This window comes from Paenibacillus apis (assembly GCF_018333295.1).
Classification (GTDB): domain Bacteria; phylum Bacillota; class Bacilli; order Paenibacillales; family Paenibacillaceae; genus Fontibacillus; species Fontibacillus antibioticophila.
Genome location: NZ_BORS01000008.1, coordinates 173,349 through 192,924, shown reverse-complemented (window position 1 = coordinate 192,924; position 19,576 = coordinate 173,349). Strand labels below are relative to the sequence as shown.

Sequence of the window (19,576 nt, the reverse complement as noted above, 5' to 3'; positions counted from 1 at the left end):
TGATTACTGCAGCATTTGAGAAGCCGGGATCGGAAGATTCCGGCTTTGTGTCGCAGACCAGACCGTATGCCATTTTGTCTCGTAGATGATGTTCAAGGCCCGGGAGATATCGTCCAAATGCCGTTCGATAATGCTCTGTTCCTTCCGGTCAGGACGATATAGCTCGATGCGCCTGGTAAGCCGGTTCATCACTGTATGCAGATAGCAGGAGCATGCGCCGAATCTGGCCCTGGCCATATCAGGGAACTGTTCGGCAATACGTTCAAAGATTCTGGCTGCTTCCTCGAAATGACCGTCATCATGAAGGATTTCTGCATAGATATAGCGGGCATGGCGATGGCTTGTGCTGTCCTCGCTCAGCTTCTCCTTGCCAATTCGATCAAGCTCCAATCTTGCAAGCTCCACATAACCTTCCTTATACAGGACAAGTATATAATCATCTCTAAGAAAATCGTTGTTTGAAGCCAGCGCGCTTGCTACAGGCAGAACACCCATTTTGACTGCTGTTTCCATCAACGCTTGGGTTTGGTCTAGCGGCAAAGCATTAGACGTAAGTACAGTCTCGGGGTTGCTGCCTTGCGGCACCACAATCTCGGCAAGCCGACAGAGCTTCACCCACAGTTCTAGCTGAGAGTGAAGCTTTGTCGTGTCTTGTTCAGAAGCCGGACTCTTCATCCAATTCTCCAATACTTGCAGGGCAGCCTGAAATTGCCCGGTACGGATCAGGCATTCTGCATACTGGAGCCGTATATATTCCTTCTCAAGCAGCAGGGGAGAGACATGTTCAATCGCATATGTATAAGCACCGAGCCGATATAATGATGTGAACAGCCATTCCCGGCCTTCCTCTGGACTGATATCCGGATGATGTATGTAATTCTGTAAAGTCTCATAGATGACGGTATCCGATGCTCCTTTTCGAAGCAAAGTTTCGCCATGGTTAAGCATTTGCTGTAACAGCATGTCACACCTCCATTAAACAATTAAACCAATTTCATGCAGATGAATAACAAACCATTACATTTTGATCCGAGGTGTGAGCCACTGCTGCAGTGTGGTATCGGCGCTGACAGACCTGCTCCATTGAGCCAGCAAAATCCGTACCTGCCAACCTTTTCCTTGTATTCGAACCCCTTGCTCGCCAAGCGTGGTCTTCATCGCAGAAATCTCCTTTTTCGATCAGGTTTGGTATAATAACACCATATGTCCTGAAGGGACAAGTTATGACAGGAGGAGTACGGGAATGGGAAACGAACGATTAGATGAGAAGACAATATCCACGGAGCCGATCTTTGAAGGAAAGGTCATCTCCTTGCAAATCGATACGGTGGAGCTGCCGGATGGCAGCCAGGCCACGCGCGAAATCATCAAGCACCCGGGTGCAGTCGCTGTAGTCGCAATCGTCAAGGATCGGCTGCTGCTTGTGGATCAATACCGTCAGGCGATGGGCAGACCGGAGCTGGAAATACCGGCAGGCAAGCTGGAGAAGGGCGAAGACCCGCTTGAGGCAGCGCGGCGCGAGCTTCAGGAGGAAACAGGCTATACTTGCGGTAAAATCACCTTGCTGCATTCGTTCTATACTTCTCCCGGATTTGCCGATGAAATCATCCATCTCTACTTGGCCGAAGAATTGACCGCTGGAGCGATGTCTCCGGATGAGGACGAGTTCCTTGAAATTATTGAAGCCACATATGATGAGGTGCAGCGGTATATTTCCGAGGGGAGAATTTCGGATGCCAAGACATTATTGGCATTTTATTATTGGCAATTGAAAAGACTTCAAGAGCAGTCCCGGAATGCGGCGGCGGTTGAGTAATGATGGAGCAGAAGCTTGTTAGCATCTATGCGGATCTGCACATACACATCGGCAAGACGTCCAAGGGGGCGCCTGTAAAGATCAGCGGCAGCCGGAACCTGACCTTCGCCAATATTGCCAAAGAAGCAGCTGAGCGAAAAGGAATTGACCTGATCGGTATCATTGACTGTCACTCTCCTGGGGTGCAGCAGGATATTATGGCATGTCTGGAAGAGGGAACGATGCGAGAGCTGGATGAGGGAGGGATTGCATACAGAAGCACAACAATCCTGCTTGGCAGCGAGATTGAAATCCGCGAGCCGGGAATGGGTCCTGCACATTTGCTGGTATTCTTTCCTTACCTGGATCAAATGGTGGATTTCTCTGGATGGATGTCGTTGCATATGAAAAACATTCACCTCAGCTCTCAGCGGATTTATGTTCCGGCACGTGTGCTTCAGGAGGAAGTCTACGCCCGCGGGGGAATGATGATTCCGGCTCATATTTTCACCCCTCACCGGAGTATTTATGGAAGCTGTTCGCCGCGAATGGCGGATGTGCTTGATCTTGAACGGATAGCGGCCGTGGAGCTGGGGCTTAGCTCGGATAGCCAGATGGCAGGCTGGCTCAGTGAACTGGACCCTTATCCTCTCTTGAGTAATTCCGATGCGCATTCTCTGGGGAAGATCGGCAGAGAGTATAATGAATTGCTGCTGTCGGCGCCCTCCTACAGCGAATTTGAGCTTGCACTGGCCGGCAAGGAGGGCCGTTCCATTGCAGCCAACTATGGCCTTGACCCCCGGCTGGGCAAGTATCATCGTTCCTTTTGCAGTACCTGCGGTACAACCGCAAGCGGAGACGAGCCGATGATTGATCGTTGTCCGGGCTGCGGCAGCAAGCATATCGTTCGCGGGGTGCTTGACCGGATTCTCTCTATCGCGGATCGCCCCATGATGCAGGTTCCCAAGCATCGCCCTCCTTATTTCAATCAAGTGCCGCTTGAGTTCATCCCCGGATTAGGTCCGGCGAAGCTCGACCGCTTGCTGGAGCACTTTGGAACCGAGATGAATATATTGCACCGCATTCCGGAGGAAGAGCTTGCACGGGTGGTCGGCCAGGAATTAGCGGGTTGGATCGCAGCTGCGAGAAGCGGCGGACTTTCCCTTCAATCTGGCGGGGGAGGAATATACGGCAAAGTCGGGCAATAACGAGTTAGGTTCTCTTCGCATCCGGCATAAGTAGCAGGGCTTGTTCATACAGTAGAGTAAGTATATATGAACATGAACTGAAGAACAGGAGGCTCTGCCGGATGCTCCAACCTATACGCCACACTTTAAAGGATCAGACGCCATTATATGTATTTGTCTCCGTGCTCTTTTTGATGGGGGTTGTGTTCGGTGCCTTGATGGTCAATGCGCTGACTCTAGAGCAGCAGCAGGATTTATCAAGGTATTTTGGCAACTTCTTTGTTTCCATTCAGGAAGGCGGCGAGAGCTTTCAGCCCATGACTTATTGGCAGGCAGCCAGTCTGCATTTGAAATGGTTGGGGCTGATCTGGCTGCTGGGACTCTCTGTTATCGGCTTGCCGGGCATTTTGATCCTCGATTTTCTGAAGGGAGTCTTGATCGGCTTTACAGTCGGCTGCCTGGTTGGTCAGTTTACCTGGAAAGGACTGCTCTTTGCATTGGTCTCTGTTGCACCGCACAATTTGCTCGTCATTCCGGCACTGATGGTCAGCAGTGTTGCGGCTGTAGGGTTCTCGTTGGGAATTATCCGCAACCGGGTTCTGCTGAATCGGGGCGGAGGCATTGCCAAACCTTTCCTTTCCTATACAGGCTTGACGCTCACCATGGCCGCAGTGCTGCTGGCCGCGGCTTCCTTTGAAACTTATGTGAGCCCATCGATGATGGCTTGGGTGACTCCGATGCTGCAGCAAGCGTTGATCCGTGGATAATGCCAGTTAATGTTTGACTTTGTTGATTCAGACCCCCTATAATGAAAGAAGTGATTTATATGCAAGTTGCGGCGAATCCTGGGGGGGAAAACATGGAATCCAAAATTGATAAAATCAAACAGCAGCTGCAATCCCACGGTTATAAGCTGACGCCCCAACGGGAAGCCACGGTTCGAGTCCTGCTTGAAAATGAAGACGATCATCTTAGTGCTGAGGATGTTTTTATGCTTGTTAAGGATAAAGCTCCTGAAATCGGCTTGGCTACGGTCTATCGGACACTGGAGCTGTTAAGCGAACTTCATGTGGTAGAGAAGATCAACTTTGGCGATGGGGTGGCCCGGTACGATCTGCGTACGGATACTACCAAGCATCATCACCATCATTTAATCTGCGTACAGTGCGGAGCGATGGACGAGATCAAGGAAGATTGGCTCGGTCCGCTGGAGGAACGGCTGGAGAAGGAGTTTAATTTCACCGTGCTCGATCACCGGCTTGACTTTCAGGGCATCTGTTACCGCTGTAAGGATAAGAATGAAGACAGCAAGTAATTCAAATACAGGAACTCCACCGCTTGGCCGGATGGAGTTTTTTATTGCGCTTATTCCTCATATTCAGGCCCAGCGTTCAATATAATGTACAAGCGGTAATTCTTGAACAACCTCTTTAAGATCGCTAATTCGGGTAAATATGAGGTGAACCTATGGTAGTCTCCCTGCGAAAATGGTTATTACGTTTAAAATATGCTTTAATATTTATGCTGCTTTCTTACATGTTTTACTATGCGATCGGCTTGATGAAGGAATATGTTTTGCAGCCCGATAAGTATCGGGTACCTGAGGGCTCCGCGGTAAAAGTGTTTTACGGGGATGCAGCCGAGGTGTCCGATGCGGACAATCTGGCAGATCGACTAAAGTTGTTTTACTGGTACGGAGAATGAACTGAAATTCGGGCAGGGAAAACTGCCGGAAATGTGGAATAGTTGAGTAGAGGGCAAATCCTCATCTGATGACATGAACCGACAGCTTGAAAGGAGGAACTGGACGTGCAGCAAGCCGCAGCCTCTTTTATCAACTATTTAACGCAGCAAAGAAAGTTAAGCCCGTCAACGCTGGAGAGCTACAGTCGGGACATTGGACATTTTCTGGATTATTTGACGGACCGGGGAATTTCGGCCTATCCTGAGCTTACGCGAACCGGAGTAATGTTATATTTTGCCCGGTTAAGAGAACAAGGCAAAGCTCCGGCTACGATTGCAAGAAGCTCGGTCGCGCTGAAGGCATTCCTCCAATTTCTGCTGCAGGATAACATCATTGAACAGGATCTTGCCTCAGCGATCACTCCGCCCAAATTGGAGAAGAAGCTGCCGGATATCCTCTCGCTTGAGGAGACACAGCTTCTGCTTGAGGCGCCGGATGAGACAACTCCATTGGGACTTAGAGATAAGGCGATCCTGGAGCTGTTATATGCTACGGCGATTAGGGTCAGCGAGCTCATTGCCCTGAACATACGGGATGTCGATATCGGCGTCCGGTTTTTGCGTTGTTCAGGAGATACAGGCAAAGAACGAATTTTGCCGTTCGGCATGGAAACAGCCAAATGGCTGGACAAGTATTTAAACGAGATTCGGGGAGAACCACCCTTGCATCCTGAGCAGAAACCGCTTTTTCCGAACCGCTCCGGGGAACGGATCAGCCGGCAAGGTATCTGGAAGCTGCTAAAAAAGTATGCAGATCGGGCGGGACTCACAAAGGATATCACCCCGCATACGCTGCGGCACTCCTGTGCAGTGCATTTGCTGGAGAGCGGTGCGGATGTACGTTCGGTGCAAGAGATGCTCGGACATGGCGATCTGGCCACAATTCAGCTGTACCTTGCTCAATCCAAGCCGAATTTGAAGGCGGTTTATGATCAATTTCACCCTCGAGCGAAGGCACGGCATTCGGATCCGGCTCAATAAGTGCTCCGAATGGTTTGCGCGGGTCTAGGGATTACTAAATGGAGCAGGATAGAAGGAGTGACAAGGATGACAAAGGAAAACCGTTTTGACAAAATAACAGTCATCGTACTGGATAGCGTAGGAATCGGAGAATTGCCGGATGCTGCGAGCTTTGGGGATCTTGGTTCCCATACGCTCGGACATATTCTGGAGCGGGTGCCGGGCACCAAGCTGCCTCATCTTCAGCAGCTCGGTTTAGGTAATATCGCTGACTTGCCTAATCTGGGACCGGCTGCATCGCCGGAAGCTTATTACGGCAAGATGGCGGAGATTTCAACAGGCAAGGATACGATGACAGGACACTGGGAGCTGATGGGGTTAAAGATTGAGACTCCGTTCCAGACGTATCCGGAAGGCTTTCCCGAGGATTTGGTTACCCGCTTTGAGCAAGAGACTGGACGCAAGATGATCGGGAACAAGCCTGCATCCGGCACAGAAATCCTGGACGAGCTGGGTGAAGAGCATATGAAGACCGGGGCCTGGATCGTGTATACCTCGGCCGATAGTGTGTTCCAGATTGCTGCTCATGAAGAGATCATCCCGCTTGAAGAGCTGTATCGGGCATGTGAAATCGCACGCCGCCTGACACTGGCTCCCGAGCACTCGGTGGGAAGAGTCATCGCAAGACCGTTCGTAGGTGAGCCGGGAGCCTTCAAGCGTACGCCGAACCGTCATGACTATGCGGTATCTCCGCCGGAACCAACCGTGCTGAATGCATTGAAGGAGTCCGGCAAGGATGTAATCTCTGTAGGGAAGATTAACGACATTTTTTCCGGGGAGGGCATCTCGGCGTCGTATCCGACGAAGAGCAATCTGCATGGGATTCAGGAGACAATCCGCTTAATGGAGCAGCCGTTCAACGGATTGCTGTTTACCAATCTGGTTGACTTTGATTCCTTATTCGGCCATCGTCGGGATCCGGAAGGCTATGCGGGTGCATTGGAGGAATTTGACGCGTATGTTCCACAATTGCTGGAACGGACCGGAGAGCGTGATTTGCTGGTGATTACCGCGGATCATGGAAACGATCCGGTGCATCCGGGGACAGACCACACCCGGGAATATGTGCCTTTACTTGTGTACAGCAAGGGCTTGACTTCACCTGGAAGTCTGGGTGTGCGTGCCAGCTATGCCGATCTTGCCGCAACGATTGCGGACAACTTTGGCGTTCAGAGCACCGTGCATGGAAAAAGCTTTTTAGGCCAACTGAAATAAGCAAGGGAGAGATGGACAATGGTTACTGTACTTACGATAGGCATGATTAAGGAAGCGGCTGATTTTATCCGCTCAAAGACAAATACGACTCCGAAGGTTGGACTTATTCTCGGGTCTGGTCTTGGCGTTCTCGCAGATCATTTGCAGGATGCTGTCAGCATCGCATACAGCGAAATTCCTTATTTTCCGGTCTCAACGGTGGAAGGTCATGCCGGCGAGCTCATGATCGGGAGCCTGAATGGAACCCCGGTCGTTCTAATGAAGGGACGCTTCCATATGTATGAGGGCTATGGTCCTGAACTGACGGCTTTTCCGGTTCGGGTCATGAAGGAGCTGGGCGTTTCCGCCCTATTGGTCACTAATGCAGCTGGCGGCATCAACACTTCGTTCAACCCGGGTGATCTGATGCTGATCTCGGATCACATTAATTTGACCGGAACCAACCCGCTGATTGGTCCGAATGATAGTGCGCTTGGTGTGCGCTTCCCGGATATGTCCCAGGCCTACAGCCGCCGCTTGCGCGAGCTGGCGCGGACAACCGCGAAGCAGCAGGGCATTTCCGTGCAGGAAGGCGTCTATGCAGGCCTGCTTGGTCCTACTTATGAGACGCCCGCTGAAATCCGTATGCTGCGGACGCTTGGGGGAGATGCCGTGGGCATGTCTACGGTCTCGGAAGTGATCGTAGCGAGACATGCCGGCATCGAGGTGCTGGGAATTTCCTGCATCAGCAACATGGCGGCCGGGATCCTCGATCAACCCTTATCCCATGACGAGGTGATGGAGACGACGGATCGGGTGAGGGAGCAATTTTTGAACCTTGTGCTGGCGATTATTCCGGATATGGCGAACGGATGAGGTGAAGAACGATGAGAGCTGTGGATTTGATCCGCAAAAAAAGAGACGGGCATGAATTGTCCGGAGAAGAATTAGGCTTTCTGATCCGGGGATACAGCGAGGGCAGCATTCCCGATTATCAAATGGCCGCTTGGGCCATGGCTGTATATTATCAAGGGATGAATGCGCGGGAAACCGCCGATTTGACGATGCATATGGCCTCGTCCGGAGACATGATTGATCTGAGCTCGATTCATGGCATCAAGGTAGATAAGCATTCAACCGGCGGGGTTGGAGACAAGACGACCATCGTCCTGGGGCCGCTCGTCGCTTCCGCCGGCGTTCCTGTGGCCAAGATGTCCGGTCGCGGACTCGGGCATACAGGCGGAACGATTGATAAGCTGGAGGCCATTTCCGGCTTTTCGGTAGAGCTGGATCAAGAGCAATTCTTTTCCCAAGTGAATGAGATCGGCCTTGCGGTCGTTGGACAAAGCGGCAATATGACGCCTGCCGACAAGAAGCTCTATGGTCTGCGCGATGTTACCGCAACCGTAGACTCGATACCGCTGATCGCCAGCTCGGTTATGAGCAAGAAGATTGCAGCCGGCGCGGATGCGATTGTTCTGGACGTGAAGACCGGCAGCGGGGCGTTCATGAAGACGCTAGAGGATTCCATCCGGCTGGCCAAGGCAATGGTAGATATCGGCACACAGGTCGGGCGAAGTACGATTGCCGTGATCAGTGATATGGATCAGCCATTGGGCTTTGGAATCGGGAATGCCCTGGAGGTTAAAGAGGCGATTGCTACCTTGCGTGGAGAAGGCCCGCCGGATCTGGCGGAAGTGTGCCTGATACTCGCTTCCCATATGCTGATTCTTGGAGGCAAGGCAAGCAGCGAAGAGGAGGCGAGAGCCCTCCTGCAAGCCAAGCTGGATAGCGGAGAGGCGCTGAACAGCCTGAAACGGATGGTAGAGGCACAGGGCGGCAATGCCGCACAGATTGATCAACCTGACCAGTTGCCGGCAGCTGAGCTTCAAGTTGAGGTGAAGGCGGAGAAGGCAGGATATGTGGAATCGATCCAGGCCGAAGAGATCGGCATAGCGGCTATGCTCTTAGGCGCTGGCAGGGAAACGAAGGATTCCGTGATCGATCTTGCAGCAGGGCTAATTCTGCACAAGAAGATCGGTGATTACGTTGAAGCGGGCGAGACAATAGCGGTGCTTCATTTGAACCGTGCCCATGAGGACAGGCTGGAGGAAGCAAGGTCCAAGGTGCTTGAGGCCTATGGCATCACGGAATCAAAGGTTCCGAGACGCCCACTCGTCTTTGCCTTGGTCACTCCTGAAGGAATTAAGAGATTCTAGCTGCTTTCATGCAATTGAATAGGTTTGTTTTCTTTGCGGGGGCAGCCCGGAGGTCATTGATAACTGACTTCCGGGCTGCCCCTTTTTGCGCTTGCAAAAAAAGTTGTAGGGCGGTAAAGACACCTTTGCCCGCAGCGGCTCAAAACATCTAACATCTCTCCGTAAAACTCAACAGCCCGTCAAGGTATATCAGTTGAACTATAAAAACGTAAAAAGGGCATAAGTGTGAAGTGTGCTGTAGAAGCGAAAGCGTTCGCCTTTGTGAGTGGATTTCTACTTAATAATATCTTAGTTCAAATAGAGAAATCCGCGAACAACAGCGATCGTAAGAACACTTCACACGTTGCCCCAGAACGTAAAATTCAGTAGTTAAACTTATATACTAAGAATATTATTACAAATTTTGGTTCATACTAAGTTATCAGAATTGTAATTCCTAGACTAAGGGGGACTTATGTTGAAGAAACGGTTAATCCTGTGCTGTATGGCCTTGCTCTTGGCAGTGCCTCTTGGGGCGGTACAGGCAAGGGCAGCGGTCGAAGAGCCCGGCAACACTGCCTCGGAGCTCGCATTGGCTGAACAGGCGCAATCCGCCATTCTGATTGATGCGGATACGGGAACAGTTATATTCGAGAAGAAAAGCCATGAGCAGCTTCCTCCGGCGAGTATCACCAAAATTATGACAATGCTGCTCACGATGGAAGCGATTGATCAGGGCAAGCTGAAGCTGAACGATAAAGTGACGACGAGTGAATATGCAGCTTCCATGGGCGGCTCGCAGATATTCCTTGAGCCGGGCGAAGAGATGACTGTGGATCAACTGCTTAAAGGAGTTGCGATGGCCTCAGGCAATGATGCTTCTGTAGCCTTGGCTGAAAAAATCGCCGGAACCGAGAAGGCCTTTGTCAACATGATGAATGAGAAGGCAAAGGAGCTGGGACTCAAGGATACGCACTTCTCCAACTGCAATGGCTTGCCGGTGGAGAACCATTATTCCTCGGCCCACGACATCGCTATGATGAGCCGCGAGCTCCTGAAATACGAGGGGATCACGGCCTATACCGGTGCCTACCAGGATTATCTTCGCCAGGAGACGGAGAAGCCGTTCTGGCTGGTGAATACGAATAAGCTGGTTCGCTTCTACAGCGGGGCCGATGGCCTGAAAACCGGCTACACCTCGGAGGCGAAATTTTGTCTGGCAGCAACCGCAAAGCGCGATGGCTTGCGCCTGATCGCTGTCGTGCTAGGAGAACCCAATACAAAGACTCGGAACAGTGAAGTATCCTCTATGTTTGATTACGCCTTCTCGCAGTATGCGCTGCATCCGATCTATAAAGCGGGCGAAGTTATCGGAAAGGTGAAGGTGCATCGCGGCGAAGCTTCCCAACTGGATCTGGCAGCGTCGAGAACGATGAATGTTCTGGTGAAAAAGGGGTCCCAGCCGGCAGACATTACACAAAAGCTGGAGGTTCCTGACAAGCTGTCTGCTCCAATCCATGAAGGGCAGATGATCGGCAAGCTGATCATTTATCAGGACGGCAAGCCGCTGACTGAGTTCGAACTGAAGGCGGCCTCTTCGATCGAAAAGGCGGGCTGGTGGACCATGTTCAAGCGTACGGCCTCACATCTGTTCTTTGTAGATTCGTAGCAGTTTTCTTCTAGTTTTGTCATCCGGCAGGATTCTCTGAACAAGCTGTAGAATTGTTGTGTTCATGACAGGGAGGAGAGTGAACAGACATGAATTTGCACATGGATATGATCAGGCATCGCAACACCCTTGTGGCGCGTCTGGTAGGGGAGCTCGATCATCATACGGCGGATAAAGTCCGTATCATGCTGGAGGATGAGATCGGACGCGGCGACTGCCGTCATCTTGTACTGAGCCTGGAATCACTGCAGTTTATGGACAGCTCGGGGATCGGAGTCATCCTGGGCCGCTATAAGCAGATCAAGCTCAAAGGCGGAAAAATGGTCATATGTGGCGTAAACCCGCAGGTGTACCGCTTGTTGGAAATGTCGGGGCTGTTTAAAATCATGGCCGTTTATGAAAATGAAGCCACAGCTCTTACCGAATTGGAGGTCGCACTATGAACCAACCCGGCCGAAATTTTATGTCGCTGCAGTTTGCTGCCAGAAGCGAGAACGAATCCTTTGCCCGTGTCACGGTCGCTGCCTTTGTCTCGCAGCTTGATCCGACTATGGATGAGATCACTGATCTGAAGACGGTCATTTCTGAAGCGGTAACCAATTCTATTATTCATGGCTATGACGGAGATCCCGAAGGGATTGTTACCATATCGGCTTTGATTGAAGGAGATACGGTGACCTTATCGGTAGAGGACAAGGGGCGCGGCATCGAGGATGTAGAGCTTGCCAAGCAGCCGCTGTTTACGTCCAAGCCTGAGCTGGAACGCTCGGGGATGGGCTTTACGATTATGGAGAATTTCATGGATGAATTTGAGGTAAGCAGTGAGCTTGGCGGCGGAACCTCGATCCGGATGAAGAAGAGAATCGTATCAAAGACAGCTTTATACAATTAGGGGTTGGAGCTATGGATGCTGAAGTGAAGCAAGCCTCGAGAGAATATTTGGACGACTCAGAAGTAAAACGGCTGATCGCGCTTAGCCAGGCCGGGGATTCGGGTGCCAGAGACCGACTTGTAAGCAGCAACATCCGATTGGTCTGGTCCGTCGTTCAGCGCTTTATGAACCGGGGATACGAGCCTGAGGATCTGTTTCAGATCGGCTGTATCGGCCTGCTAAAATCGGTTGATAAATTCGATCTTAGCTATGATGTCAAATTTTCCACCTATGCAGTACCGATGATTATCGGAGAGATTCAGCGCTTTTTGCGGGATGACGGCACCCTCAAGGTTAGCCGCTCCCTTAAAGAAATGGCAAACAAGGTTCGCAAGAAAAAAGACGAGCTGTCAAAGGTGCTCAACCGTCTGCCCACGATCAAGGAGGTGGCGGAGGAGCTTGGAGTGACGCCGGAAGACGTGGTATTTGCGCAAGAAGCCAATAAGCCGCCGACCTCAATCCATGAGACCGTCTTTGAGAACGATGGGGATCCAATCACGCTGATGGATCAAATTGCCGACGAATCTCAGGAGCGGTGGTTCGACAAGCTGGCGCTCCACGAGGCGATAGACGGACTCAGCGACCGGGAAAGACTGATCGTATACTTACGATACTACCGGGATCAAACCCAGTCCGAGGTGGCGGCCAGGCTTGGAATTTCCCAGGTTCAGGTATCCCGTCTGGAGAAGAAAATACTGCAAAATATTCGCGATCAAATCGCACAATAGTGTCACGTCATATATAATATAGACATGCATGACGATATTGGATTGAAGGAGTCTATAATTATGAGTGTACATATTGGAGCAAAACCAGGTGATATTGCGGATACAGTGCTACTTCCCGGCGATCCGTTACGCGCAAAGTTCATCGCCGAAACGTATTTAAGCGACGTCGTTTGCTATAACGAGGTTCGCGGCATGCTTGGATTTACCGGAACCTATAAGGGCAAGCGGATTTCTGTTCAGGGCAGCGGGATGGGGATTCCTTCCTTCTCGATTTATGCCAATGAATTGATTCAGGAATATCAGGTGAAGAATCTGATCCGAGTGGGAACCTGCGGCGGCATGCAGGAGCATGTGCATGTGCGTGATGTAATATTGGCACAAGGAGCATGTACTGATTCCAGTATGAACCGCCATATCTTCAAAGGCTACGATTTCTCTCCGATTGCCAGTTTTGATCTGCTCAAGGCCGCTTATGAGCGCGGGGCAGAGAAGGGGCTGAAGCTGCATGTCGGCAATATTTTCTGCTCCGACAGCTTCTATCGGGACGATACCTCGGTCACAGGCTTGCTGATGAAATATGGGGTGCTTGGCGTCGAAATGGAGACAACAGCGCTGTATACCCTTGCTGCGAAATTCGGAGTGAACGCGTTAACCATTCTCACCGTCAGTGACCATCTGTTGACAGGAGAAGAGACTACGGCAGAAGAGCGTCAGACGACCTTCAATGAGATGATGGAGGTTGCGCTGGAGACGGCCATTTCTCTATAGCTTCATCAATCAAATAAACGGTTTACAGAGTAGAGACCACCCCTCCATGGCATACTATGGGTAATTCGCCATGAAAGGGGTGGTCTGTTTGTTGCAGGATCAAGCTTCCGTCATCTATGTTCGGCTGCGCAAGCAGGTGATACATCCGGCAGGAGCTCCCATCAGGCTGAGGGATATTGCACGGATTCTGGCTGATCCGAGCATGGAGCGGGAGCTGCTGGATATGGTGTTGTCCAGATCTGAGCCTAGCGATGGAAATCGAATTGTGATTGATATGCTGCAAATCATCTCAAGAATTAAAGCGAAGCATCCCTCAGTGCTTATCGAGTTTATCGGAGAGCCTCATGTGCTGGTTGTGATTCAGAAAGCACCCAGAAAACCTTCAATCGTTCTATTCGTTCTGGTGTGGCTGCTGTTATTTTTCGGTGCGGGGCTGACCATTATGAACTTCCATGCAGATGTGAGCATGCCCGAAGTCCACATACGTATCGTTGAGATGATTACCGGTCATAGAGACGAGCATCCCTATTTGTTTCAGGTCGCTTATTCGCTCGGCATTGGTTTTGGCATGATTCTGTTCTTCAATCATTTATTCAAGAAGAAATGGAATGAAGAACCGACTCCGCTTGAGGTTGAGATGTACCTGTACCAGGAAAACCTGAATCAATATGTCATTGCGGAGGAATATGAGAAAATGCGGCTTGCCGAGTCATCGCCGAAGGGGAAGCAGCCTTGATGACCCTGGTCTCGCAAGCGGCTGTTGTTTTCCTGGGATTTGCAGGAGGGATTGCTGTCGGTACGGGTGTGATTGCCCTGTTCATTGTGCTGGATATGATACCTCGATTGGCTCAGGTTACCCGTTCCTATGATAAAGTGCATTGGTATGAAGGAGCTATGATTAGCGGCTCCTTGCTGGGAACAGCAGCGGATTTCTGGAATTGGAGTGTTCCCGGGCCATGGATTGGCAGCGGAATTGTCGGCTTATTCAACGGCATATTCATTGGAATGCTCGCCGCCGCGCTGACTGAGGTGTTGAATGTTCTGCCGATCTTCGCGAAGCGGCTATACATGCATAAATATATGACCCAATTGCTGTATGCGATGGTGTTCGGCAAGGTCGCAGGTTCATTGTTTGAATGGTTCATCTATAGACAGTAACTGCATAGGAGGTATCCACAATGATGAGTCAGGAACGCGGAGGAACCGGTGAGGAGGTTCAGCCTCAGGAAGAGATGAACGGTATCCCTCACTTTTTGGACGGAACAGAACGCATCTCCTGGGGAGGAGAGGAGGAAGAAAGGGCAAGGATTTTACAACGGAAGAAAGAATCCGAGACCTCCGACAGCTTGAAGGAATCCGTAATCTATTGGCAGACCAGTGATAAGATCAGCCCCAGTATTCATACGACTAAGCTGACGCTGGAGCAGGTGGTCGGACTTCAGGAAGGGTTTGACGTGGTTTTCCGCGAAATGACCTTTGGCGGCAAGAAAACAGCCCTGTTCTTTATAAATGGCTTTGCAAAGGACGACATAATGCAGGAAATCCTGAAGCGCCTGACTTATTTGACCCCGGATGACCTGGATTCCGGTGCGCTTCACTCCTTCTTTCATTTGTATATTCCTCACGTCCAGGTTGAAAAATCAGACTCTCTCAGCCAGACCGTTAACAATGTACTGATTGGGATGAGTGTGTTGTTCATTGAAGGTGAACAGACCGCAATCGTGCTGGACACGCGGAATTATCCGGTGCGAAGCCCTGAAGAGCCTTCTCTGGAACGGGTGGTTCGCGGCTCCCGCGACGGATTCACAGAGACGATGCTAACCAACGTCACCCTGGTAAGGCGCAGACTTCGCGACCCGGGGTTAAAGTTCGAGGCGATGAAGGTCGGCCGCCGCTCTCAAACGGATGTCTGCATTGCCTATATTGACGACATCGCCGACAAGACATTGATTGATGATGTACGCAAGAAAATTCAGGCCGTTGCTCTGGATGGCCTGCCTCTGGCAGATAAGCAGCTGGAGGAGGCCATCGTGAAGAGGGGGTGGAATCCGTATCCGCTGGTCCGGTATTCGGAGCGCCCGGATGTGGTAGCTTCCCATCTTATGGAGGGCAGAATTGTGGTGTTTGTAGATACGTCGCCAAGCGTCATGATTCTCCCGACCACCTTTTTTGACCTATGCCAGCATGCGGAAGAAAATCGCCAGACCCCGTTTATGGGATCCTATCTGCGCTGGGTGCGGTTCGCCGGGATCTTCGCTTCACTATTCCTATTGCCGCTCTGGCTGCTCCTGGTCATTCATCCCGAATTAAAGCCTGCGTCGCTTGCCTTTATCGGGCCGCAGGAGCAGGCCAAGATTCCGCTGATCGCGCAGTTCCTGCTTGTCGAGTTCGGGGTAGACCTCATGCGGATGGCTGCTGTTCATACCCCGACCCCGCTTGCTTCCGCGATGGGCCTGATCGCTGCAATTCTGATAGGAGATATTGCGGTCCAGACCGGTATATTCGTAAATGAAGTTGTGCTCTATATGGCGGTAGCGGCAATCGGGATGTTTGCGACCCCTAGCTATGAGCTGGGGCTGGCTAACCGTGTAGTCCGGCTGCTGATGCTGGTGTTAGTCTCGATCTTCGGGGTAGCAGGCTTGGTAGGGGGAGTGACAGCCTTTATCATTTTCCTCGCCTTTCAGAGATCGTTCAATTCATCTTATCTGTGGCCGTTCATCCCGTTTAATGCCAAAGCATTGGCCGGAATTCTGGTGCGTGTGCCGGTATTGGTATCGAAGCAGCGTCCTTCGTTCAACAAAACCAGAGACAATACTAGAATGCCCAAAGAAAAATAACTGACACGGCATGTCCGCCTTTTAACACAAATGATAATCCGAATAATCCATTTCTCAGTTGAGCGGATGTCTGATATACTGATGAAAAAACTGAAAGTGGAGGACGACACAGATGTATTTACACGGTACCAGCAAAATTAACTCCAGCGGGCATCTGGAAATCGGCGGATGTGATACGGTCGATTTGAAGCAAACCTATGGCACCCCGCTATACATCATGGATGAAGCGCTCATTCGGCAAAGATGCCGCGAATATATGGATGCGTTCCGGGCTTCCGGCCTGCCGTTCCAGGTGGCTTATGCAAGCAAGGCGTTTTGTGTAAAAGCTATGTGCCGTCTTGTTGATGATGAAGGATTGTCGCTTGATGTAGTGTCTGAAGGAGAACTGTACACTGCACTGCAGGCGGGATTCCCGGCTGACCGCATTCATTTTCACGGGAATAACAAGACTCCTGAAGAACTGGAAATGGCGATTTCCGCTCAGATCGGCTGTTTTGTAGTAGACAATTTCATTGAAATGCAAATGCTTCAGGCACTTGCGGAAGAGAAAAACGTATCGGTTAATATCTTGCTCAGAGTTACACCGGGCGTAGAAGCTCATACGCATGAGTACATTTCTACAGGCCAAACGGATTCGAAATTCGGCTTTGACATCGGCAACGGGTCTGCCTTTGAAGCGGTGAAGCAGGCTTCCGGCAGCCGTAATCTCAAGCTGTTGGGACTGCATTCGCATATCGGCTCTCAAATCTTCGAGGTTGACGGCTTCCAATTGGCGGTAAGCAGAGTAGCTGAGTTCAGTCTGGAAGTGAAGCGTGAGCTGAATGTCACCTTTAAGGTGATTAATCTGGGAGGAGGCTTTGGCATCCGCTATACGGAAGGAGATACTCCTCTGGCTGTCGCAGAATATGTGAAGGCGATTACCGATGCGGTGAAGAAGTTCTTCGCTGAAGATTATCCTCAGCTTCCTGAAATTTGGGTGGAACCTGGCCGTAGTATCGTTGGCGATGCCGGAACGACCTTGTACACGGTTGGAACAAGCAAGGATATTCCTGGTGTGAGAAAATATGTGGCTGTGGATGGCGGGATGACAGATAATCCTCGTCCGGCACTCTATGAGTCAAAATACGAGGCCATGCTGGCTAACCGGGGGTTAGACCGAGCTGAGGAGACCGTATCGATCGCCGGAAAATGCTGTGAGAGCGGCGACATGCTGATTTGGGATCTGGAGCTGCCGAAGGCCAACTCAGGTGACCTGCTGGCCGTATCGTGTACGGGCGCTTACAACTATTCGATGGCAAGCAACTATAACCGGATTCGCCGTCCGGCGGTGGTATTTGTACAGAACGGTCACAGCGATCTGGTTGTCCGTCGTGAATCCTTCGAGGATATTACAGCCTGTGATCTGGTTCCGGAGCGGATTGCCAAACAGCCCTCATTCAAATAATCAGCGTATGGATTTTGCTCCCGGCGCTTTTTCATAGTACACTGTAATAGGTTTGTCCAAATTGTAACTATGAAGAAGGAAGTGACCGATATGAAAAAGGGTAAAATCGTATTGGAAAAGGGCGGAGAAGTGGAAATTCAGTTTCTGCCTGAGGAAGCGCCGGGTACGGTAGCGAATTTTGAGAAGCTGGCTAACTCCGGATTCTACAACGGCTTGACGTTCCACCGTGTCATTCCGGGCTTCGTCGCTCAAGGCGGCTGCCCGACAGGCAATGGCACAGGCGGACCGGGGTATACCATCAAATGCGAGACAGATACGAATGTCACCAAGCACGAGCGCGGCGTGTTGTCGATGGCGCATGCCGGCAAGGACACCGGCGGAAGCCAGTTCTTTATCGTGTATGAGCCGCAGCCGCATTTGAACGGTGTGCATACTGTATTCGGCAAAGTAACTTCGGGCATGGAGCTTGTGGATCAGGTTCGTCCTGGGGACAAGATGAAGGAAGTTACGGTGTGGGACGAGGCTTAATCCCACAACGTGTAAAGGGGTGTTTCGCCGCCAGTTTTGCTGGCGAGCCGAAACACCCCCTTTTTTTGCTTGATCAGGTTATGTTTAGCGCTGTGATCCTTAAGCGGACTTTAAGAATTTTCTTGATGGGCCGCTTCATCCTTCACTTCTTCGCGTTGACCTTCGATGGCTTTGAGCCGTCTTTCGTTCTTCTCCTCGATTTGCCGTTTCTCTCCGCCGGAGATTTCGTCGGCATGTTCGCTTAGATAGTCTTGACCTTCGCGGAAGTTTTCGATCGTATCTTGAATGCTGTCCTGGAGCTTCTCGACATTATCGGATCGGTCGTCGGGTTTCGCCATGCTAAATTCCTCCTGAATGATCATGATTTTTCGATGGGGATTTCGTGGTTTAAGGTTGCCTGTTTGGGCATGATTTATTCACTTTTGACGGGGGCTATCGATTTTCGATACTCCACCGGGGTCATGCCGGTTGCTTTTTTGAATTGCTTGCAAAAATAAGACGTGTCCGAAAAACCGACGGAAGCCGCGATCCCGTTCACCGATTTATCGCGATCGGCAAGCAGCTGCTTGGCTTTATTCAGCCGGATCGATAAAAGCAATTGCAAAGGACTGATGCCGTATTTATTCTTGACGCAGCGAATAATATGCGCGGGATGGAAGGCGTATTGTGCGGCCAACTCGTTCAACGTAAAGTTCTGCTGGTAATTCAAAGTAAACAGATCGTAAATTTCCGCCGCCACATCTTTTTCTTCCGAACGTTCATTGGAATCGCAAAATAAGGTCAGTATTTTAAGAAACAGCTGTTGATATTGAATTTGCGAAATGGTGGAGGAGTAGAATAACTTTTCATTCTGATATTTATCGATTTTGACTTGCGAAATATCGTCCATCAAGCTTTTCAGGACATCATGGAAGCTCTTGTCGATCGTCCCGTACTGAGGCAGCGAGATATAAAAAGTATCTTTCTTATAATATTTGTGTTTGTTCATCTTGGTGGAAACATAGGAAATCGGGCTTTCCGAAAAAGAATAGCTGCCTGTCGTATAGAAATGAATCCAGGAAAAGGCGGTATCGGCTGCACATGGCTTGTATCCTTTATGCAAAGTGTCCGGCGGCAGAATGAGAAATTGACCGGGTTCGACCGAAAACTTCTGCCCATTTTCCTCCAGGTAAAGCGCGCCGGTAAATACGAAAATTAAATCAAAGGTATGGTTCAACACGCGCCGTTCATGAATATCGCCTTTCCGAAAGAGCGAATTGCCCCCGACTATAAGGTGGGGCAGCGGAGGACAACTGAAATTGATATATAACATTCCATACCTCCTGTGTTCATTTTGTTTTATTGAAAATACCACGATAAGCAGGAAATATCAATGATCAAAGCTATTTCCAGTTCCTGGCCGGTTTGAGTGAAGAGCAAAAAATGCTCATTATCTTATATTATTTAGGTTAATAATGCACCATTCTTAGTTCATTTTGATAATTCAAAAATTCGGATCAAACTCCCATACTTAGGGTATAAACTTTCATTCCGT

General features: G+C 50.5%; 23 protein-coding genes. 19 read left to right on the top strand and 4 right to left on the bottom strand.

The window, feature by feature from the left end; genetic code table 11:
• Window positions 1-3: 3 nt before the first annotated feature.
• Both KI362_RS13470 and KI362_RS13465 read right to left on the bottom strand, forming a co-directional pair.
• On the bottom strand, window positions 4-963 hold the full coding sequence (locus KI362_RS13470; protein WP_301627687.1) for a tetratricopeptide repeat protein: 960 nt from the start codon (window positions 961-963) through the stop codon (window positions 4-6).
• A gap of 54 nt (window positions 964-1,017) precedes the next feature.
• A complete protein-coding gene (locus tag KI362_RS13465; protein WP_301627686.1) occupies window positions 1,018-1,158 on the bottom strand; it encodes a Z-ring formation inhibitor MciZ in 141 nt (46 codons plus the stop codon).
• Window positions 1,159-1,243: 85 nt separating this feature from the next.
• Here KI362_RS13465 and KI362_RS13460 point away from each other — a divergent pair, with 85 nt between their 5' ends.
• The 19 genes from KI362_RS13460 (at window position 1,244) to KI362_RS13370 (ending at window position 18,042) form a co-directional block, all read left to right on the top strand.
• The gene (locus KI362_RS13460; RefSeq protein WP_301627684.1) at window positions 1,244-1,816 is read left to right on the top strand and encodes an NUDIX hydrolase; all 573 of its coding nucleotides are present in this window, start codon (window positions 1,244-1,246) and stop codon (window positions 1,814-1,816) included.
• Between the two features lie 2 nt (window positions 1,817-1,818).
• Window positions 1,819-3,003 (top strand): endonuclease Q family protein, encoded by a 1,185-nt coding sequence (locus KI362_RS13455; protein WP_301627793.1) that lies wholly within the window; start codon window positions 1,819-1,821, stop codon window positions 3,001-3,003.
• Between the two features lie 101 nt (window positions 3,004-3,104).
• On the top strand, window positions 3,105-3,749 hold the full coding sequence (gene spoIIM, locus KI362_RS13450; protein ID WP_301627683.1) for a stage II sporulation protein M: 645 nt from the start codon (window positions 3,105-3,107) through the stop codon (window positions 3,747-3,749).
• Between the two features lie 92 nt (window positions 3,750-3,841).
• Complete coding sequence (gene fur, locus KI362_RS13445; RefSeq protein ID WP_044479091.1) at window positions 3,842-4,297, top strand: ferric iron uptake transcriptional regulator; 456 nt, start codon at window positions 3,842-3,844, stop codon at window positions 4,295-4,297.
• A gap of 152 nt (window positions 4,298-4,449) precedes the next feature.
• Window positions 4,450-4,686, top strand: a complete 237-nt coding sequence (locus KI362_RS13440) for a DUF4227 family protein (RefSeq protein WP_301627681.1) — start codon at window positions 4,450-4,452, stop codon at window positions 4,684-4,686.
• 105 nt (window positions 4,687-4,791) lie between these two features.
• Entirely contained in the window at window positions 4,792-5,706 is a 915-nt protein-coding gene (locus KI362_RS13435) for a site-specific tyrosine recombinase (RefSeq protein WP_301627679.1), read from the top strand.
• A gap of 66 nt (window positions 5,707-5,772) precedes the next feature.
• Window positions 5,773-6,960, top strand: coding sequence for a phosphopentomutase (locus KI362_RS13430; protein WP_301627677.1), 1,188 nt, complete (start codon window positions 5,773-5,775; stop codon window positions 6,958-6,960).
• A gap of 18 nt (window positions 6,961-6,978) precedes the next feature.
• A complete protein-coding gene (locus KI362_RS13425) occupies window positions 6,979-7,815 on the top strand; it encodes a purine-nucleoside phosphorylase (RefSeq protein ID WP_301627675.1) in 837 nt (278 codons plus the stop codon).
• An 11-nt stretch (window positions 7,816-7,826) separates the two neighbouring features.
• Complete coding sequence (locus KI362_RS13420) at window positions 7,827-9,158, top strand: pyrimidine-nucleoside phosphorylase (protein ID WP_301627673.1); 1,332 nt, start codon at window positions 7,827-7,829, stop codon at window positions 9,156-9,158.
• 457 nt (window positions 9,159-9,615) lie between these two features.
• The gene (locus tag KI362_RS13415; RefSeq protein WP_044479979.1) at window positions 9,616-10,806 is read left to right on the top strand and encodes a D-alanyl-D-alanine carboxypeptidase family protein; all 1,191 of its coding nucleotides are present in this window, start codon (window positions 9,616-9,618) and stop codon (window positions 10,804-10,806) included.
• 89 nt (window positions 10,807-10,895) lie between these two features.
• On the top strand, window positions 10,896-11,249 hold the full coding sequence (gene spoIIAA, locus KI362_RS13410; RefSeq protein ID WP_044479085.1) for an anti-sigma F factor antagonist: 354 nt from the start codon (window positions 10,896-10,898) through the stop codon (window positions 11,247-11,249).
• Window positions 11,246-11,698, top strand: coding sequence for an anti-sigma F factor (spoIIAB, locus tag KI362_RS13405; RefSeq protein WP_044479084.1), 453 nt, complete (start codon window positions 11,246-11,248; stop codon window positions 11,696-11,698). Before spoIIAA ends, spoIIAB begins: the two co-directional genes overlap by 4 nt.
• 11 nt (window positions 11,699-11,709) lie before the next feature.
• Complete coding sequence (sigF, locus tag KI362_RS13400; RefSeq protein WP_044479083.1) at window positions 11,710-12,465, top strand: RNA polymerase sporulation sigma factor SigF; 756 nt, start codon at window positions 11,710-11,712, stop codon at window positions 12,463-12,465.
• A 60-nt stretch (window positions 12,466-12,525) separates the two neighbouring features.
• The gene (deoD, locus tag KI362_RS13395) at window positions 12,526-13,233 is read left to right on the top strand and encodes a purine-nucleoside phosphorylase (protein WP_301627670.1); all 708 of its coding nucleotides are present in this window, start codon (window positions 12,526-12,528) and stop codon (window positions 13,231-13,233) included.
• A gap of 88 nt (window positions 13,234-13,321) precedes the next feature.
• Window positions 13,322-13,969, top strand: coding sequence for a stage V sporulation protein AA (locus KI362_RS13390; RefSeq protein ID WP_374705663.1), 648 nt, complete (start codon window positions 13,322-13,324; stop codon window positions 13,967-13,969).
• A complete protein-coding gene (locus tag KI362_RS13385; RefSeq protein WP_044479080.1) occupies window positions 13,969-14,391 on the top strand; it encodes a stage V sporulation protein AB in 423 nt (140 codons plus the stop codon). The genes KI362_RS13390 and KI362_RS13385 overlap by 1 nt, the downstream gene beginning before the upstream one ends.
• A gap of 74 nt (window positions 14,392-14,465) precedes the next feature.
• Entirely contained in the window at window positions 14,466-16,070 is a 1,605-nt protein-coding gene (locus KI362_RS13380; protein WP_301627787.1) for a spore germination protein, read from the top strand.
• Window positions 16,071-16,182: 112 nt separating this feature from the next.
• Entirely contained in the window at window positions 16,183-17,514 is a 1,332-nt protein-coding gene (gene lysA / locus KI362_RS13375; RefSeq protein ID WP_301627667.1) for a diaminopimelate decarboxylase, read from the top strand.
• 90 nt (window positions 17,515-17,604) lie between these two features.
• Window positions 17,605-18,042, top strand: a complete 438-nt coding sequence (locus tag KI362_RS13370) for a peptidylprolyl isomerase (RefSeq protein WP_212941971.1) — start codon at window positions 17,605-17,607, stop codon at window positions 18,040-18,042.
• Between the two features lie 110 nt (window positions 18,043-18,152).
• Here the strand turns inward: KI362_RS13370 and tlp are convergent, their stop codons facing one another.
• Window positions 18,153-18,380 carry a small acid-soluble spore protein Tlp gene (tlp, locus tag KI362_RS13365; RefSeq protein WP_301627664.1) on the bottom strand — a complete coding sequence of 76 codons (228 nt, stop codon included), beginning with the start codon at window positions 18,378-18,380 and terminating at the stop codon, window positions 18,153-18,155.
• 74 nt (window positions 18,381-18,454) lie between these two features.
• Window positions 18,455-19,354, bottom strand: a complete 900-nt coding sequence (locus tag KI362_RS13360; RefSeq protein ID WP_301627662.1) for an AraC family transcriptional regulator — start codon at window positions 19,352-19,354, stop codon at window positions 18,455-18,457.
• Between the last annotated feature and the right edge of the window lie 222 nt (window positions 19,355-19,576).

Excerpts from the sequence above, each read along its gene's own strand:
- KI362_RS13370 (WP_212941971.1), top strand. The coding sequence starts at position 17,605 with ATGAAAAAGGGTAAAATCGTATTGGAAAAGGGCGGAGAAGTGGAAATT.
- lysA (WP_301627667.1), top strand. The coding sequence starts at position 16,183 with ATGTATTTACACGGTACCAGCAAAATTAACTCCAGCGGGCATCTGGAA.
- KI362_RS13460 (WP_301627684.1), top strand. The coding sequence starts at position 1,244 with ATGGGAAACGAACGATTAGATGAGAAGACAATATCCACGGAGCCGATC.
- fur (WP_044479091.1), top strand. The coding sequence starts at position 3,842 with ATGGAATCCAAAATTGATAAAATCAAACAGCAGCTGCAATCCCACGGT.
- KI362_RS13425 (WP_301627675.1), top strand. The coding sequence starts at position 6,979 with ATGGTTACTGTACTTACGATAGGCATGATTAAGGAAGCGGCTGATTTT.
- spoIIAA (WP_044479085.1), top strand. The coding sequence starts at position 10,896 with ATGAATTTGCACATGGATATGATCAGGCATCGCAACACCCTTGTGGCG.
- KI362_RS13385 (WP_044479080.1), top strand. The coding sequence starts at position 13,969 with ATGACCCTGGTCTCGCAAGCGGCTGTTGTTTTCCTGGGATTTGCAGGA.
- sigF (WP_044479083.1), top strand. The coding sequence starts at position 11,710 with ATGGATGCTGAAGTGAAGCAAGCCTCGAGAGAATATTTGGACGACTCA.
- KI362_RS13420 (WP_301627673.1), top strand. The coding sequence starts at position 7,827 with ATGAGAGCTGTGGATTTGATCCGCAAAAAAAGAGACGGGCATGAATTG.
- KI362_RS13470 (WP_301627687.1), bottom strand. The coding sequence starts at position 963 with ATGCTGTTACAGCAAATGCTTAACCATGGCGAAACTTTGCTTCGAAAA.
- tlp (WP_301627664.1), bottom strand. The coding sequence starts at position 18,380 with ATGGCGAAACCCGACGACCGATCCGATAATGTCGAGAAGCTCCAGGAC.
- spoIIM (WP_301627683.1), top strand. The coding sequence starts at position 3,105 with ATGCTCCAACCTATACGCCACACTTTAAAGGATCAGACGCCATTATAT.
- KI362_RS13430 (WP_301627677.1), top strand. The coding sequence starts at position 5,773 with ATGACAAAGGAAAACCGTTTTGACAAAATAACAGTCATCGTACTGGAT.
- spoIIAB (WP_044479084.1), top strand. The coding sequence starts at position 11,246 with ATGAACCAACCCGGCCGAAATTTTATGTCGCTGCAGTTTGCTGCCAGA.
- KI362_RS13465 (WP_301627686.1), bottom strand. The coding sequence starts at position 1,158 with ATGAAGACCACGCTTGGCGAGCAAGGGGTTCGAATACAAGGAAAAGGT.
- KI362_RS13440 (WP_301627681.1), top strand. The coding sequence starts at position 4,450 with ATGGTAGTCTCCCTGCGAAAATGGTTATTACGTTTAAAATATGCTTTA.
- KI362_RS13380 (WP_301627787.1), top strand. The coding sequence starts at position 14,466 with ATGAACGGTATCCCTCACTTTTTGGACGGAACAGAACGCATCTCCTGG.
- KI362_RS13455 (WP_301627793.1), top strand. The coding sequence starts at position 1,819 with ATGGAGCAGAAGCTTGTTAGCATCTATGCGGATCTGCACATACACATC.
- KI362_RS13360 (WP_301627662.1), bottom strand. The coding sequence starts at position 19,354 with ATGTTATATATCAATTTCAGTTGTCCTCCGCTGCCCCACCTTATAGTC.
- deoD (WP_301627670.1), top strand. The coding sequence starts at position 12,526 with ATGAGTGTACATATTGGAGCAAAACCAGGTGATATTGCGGATACAGTG.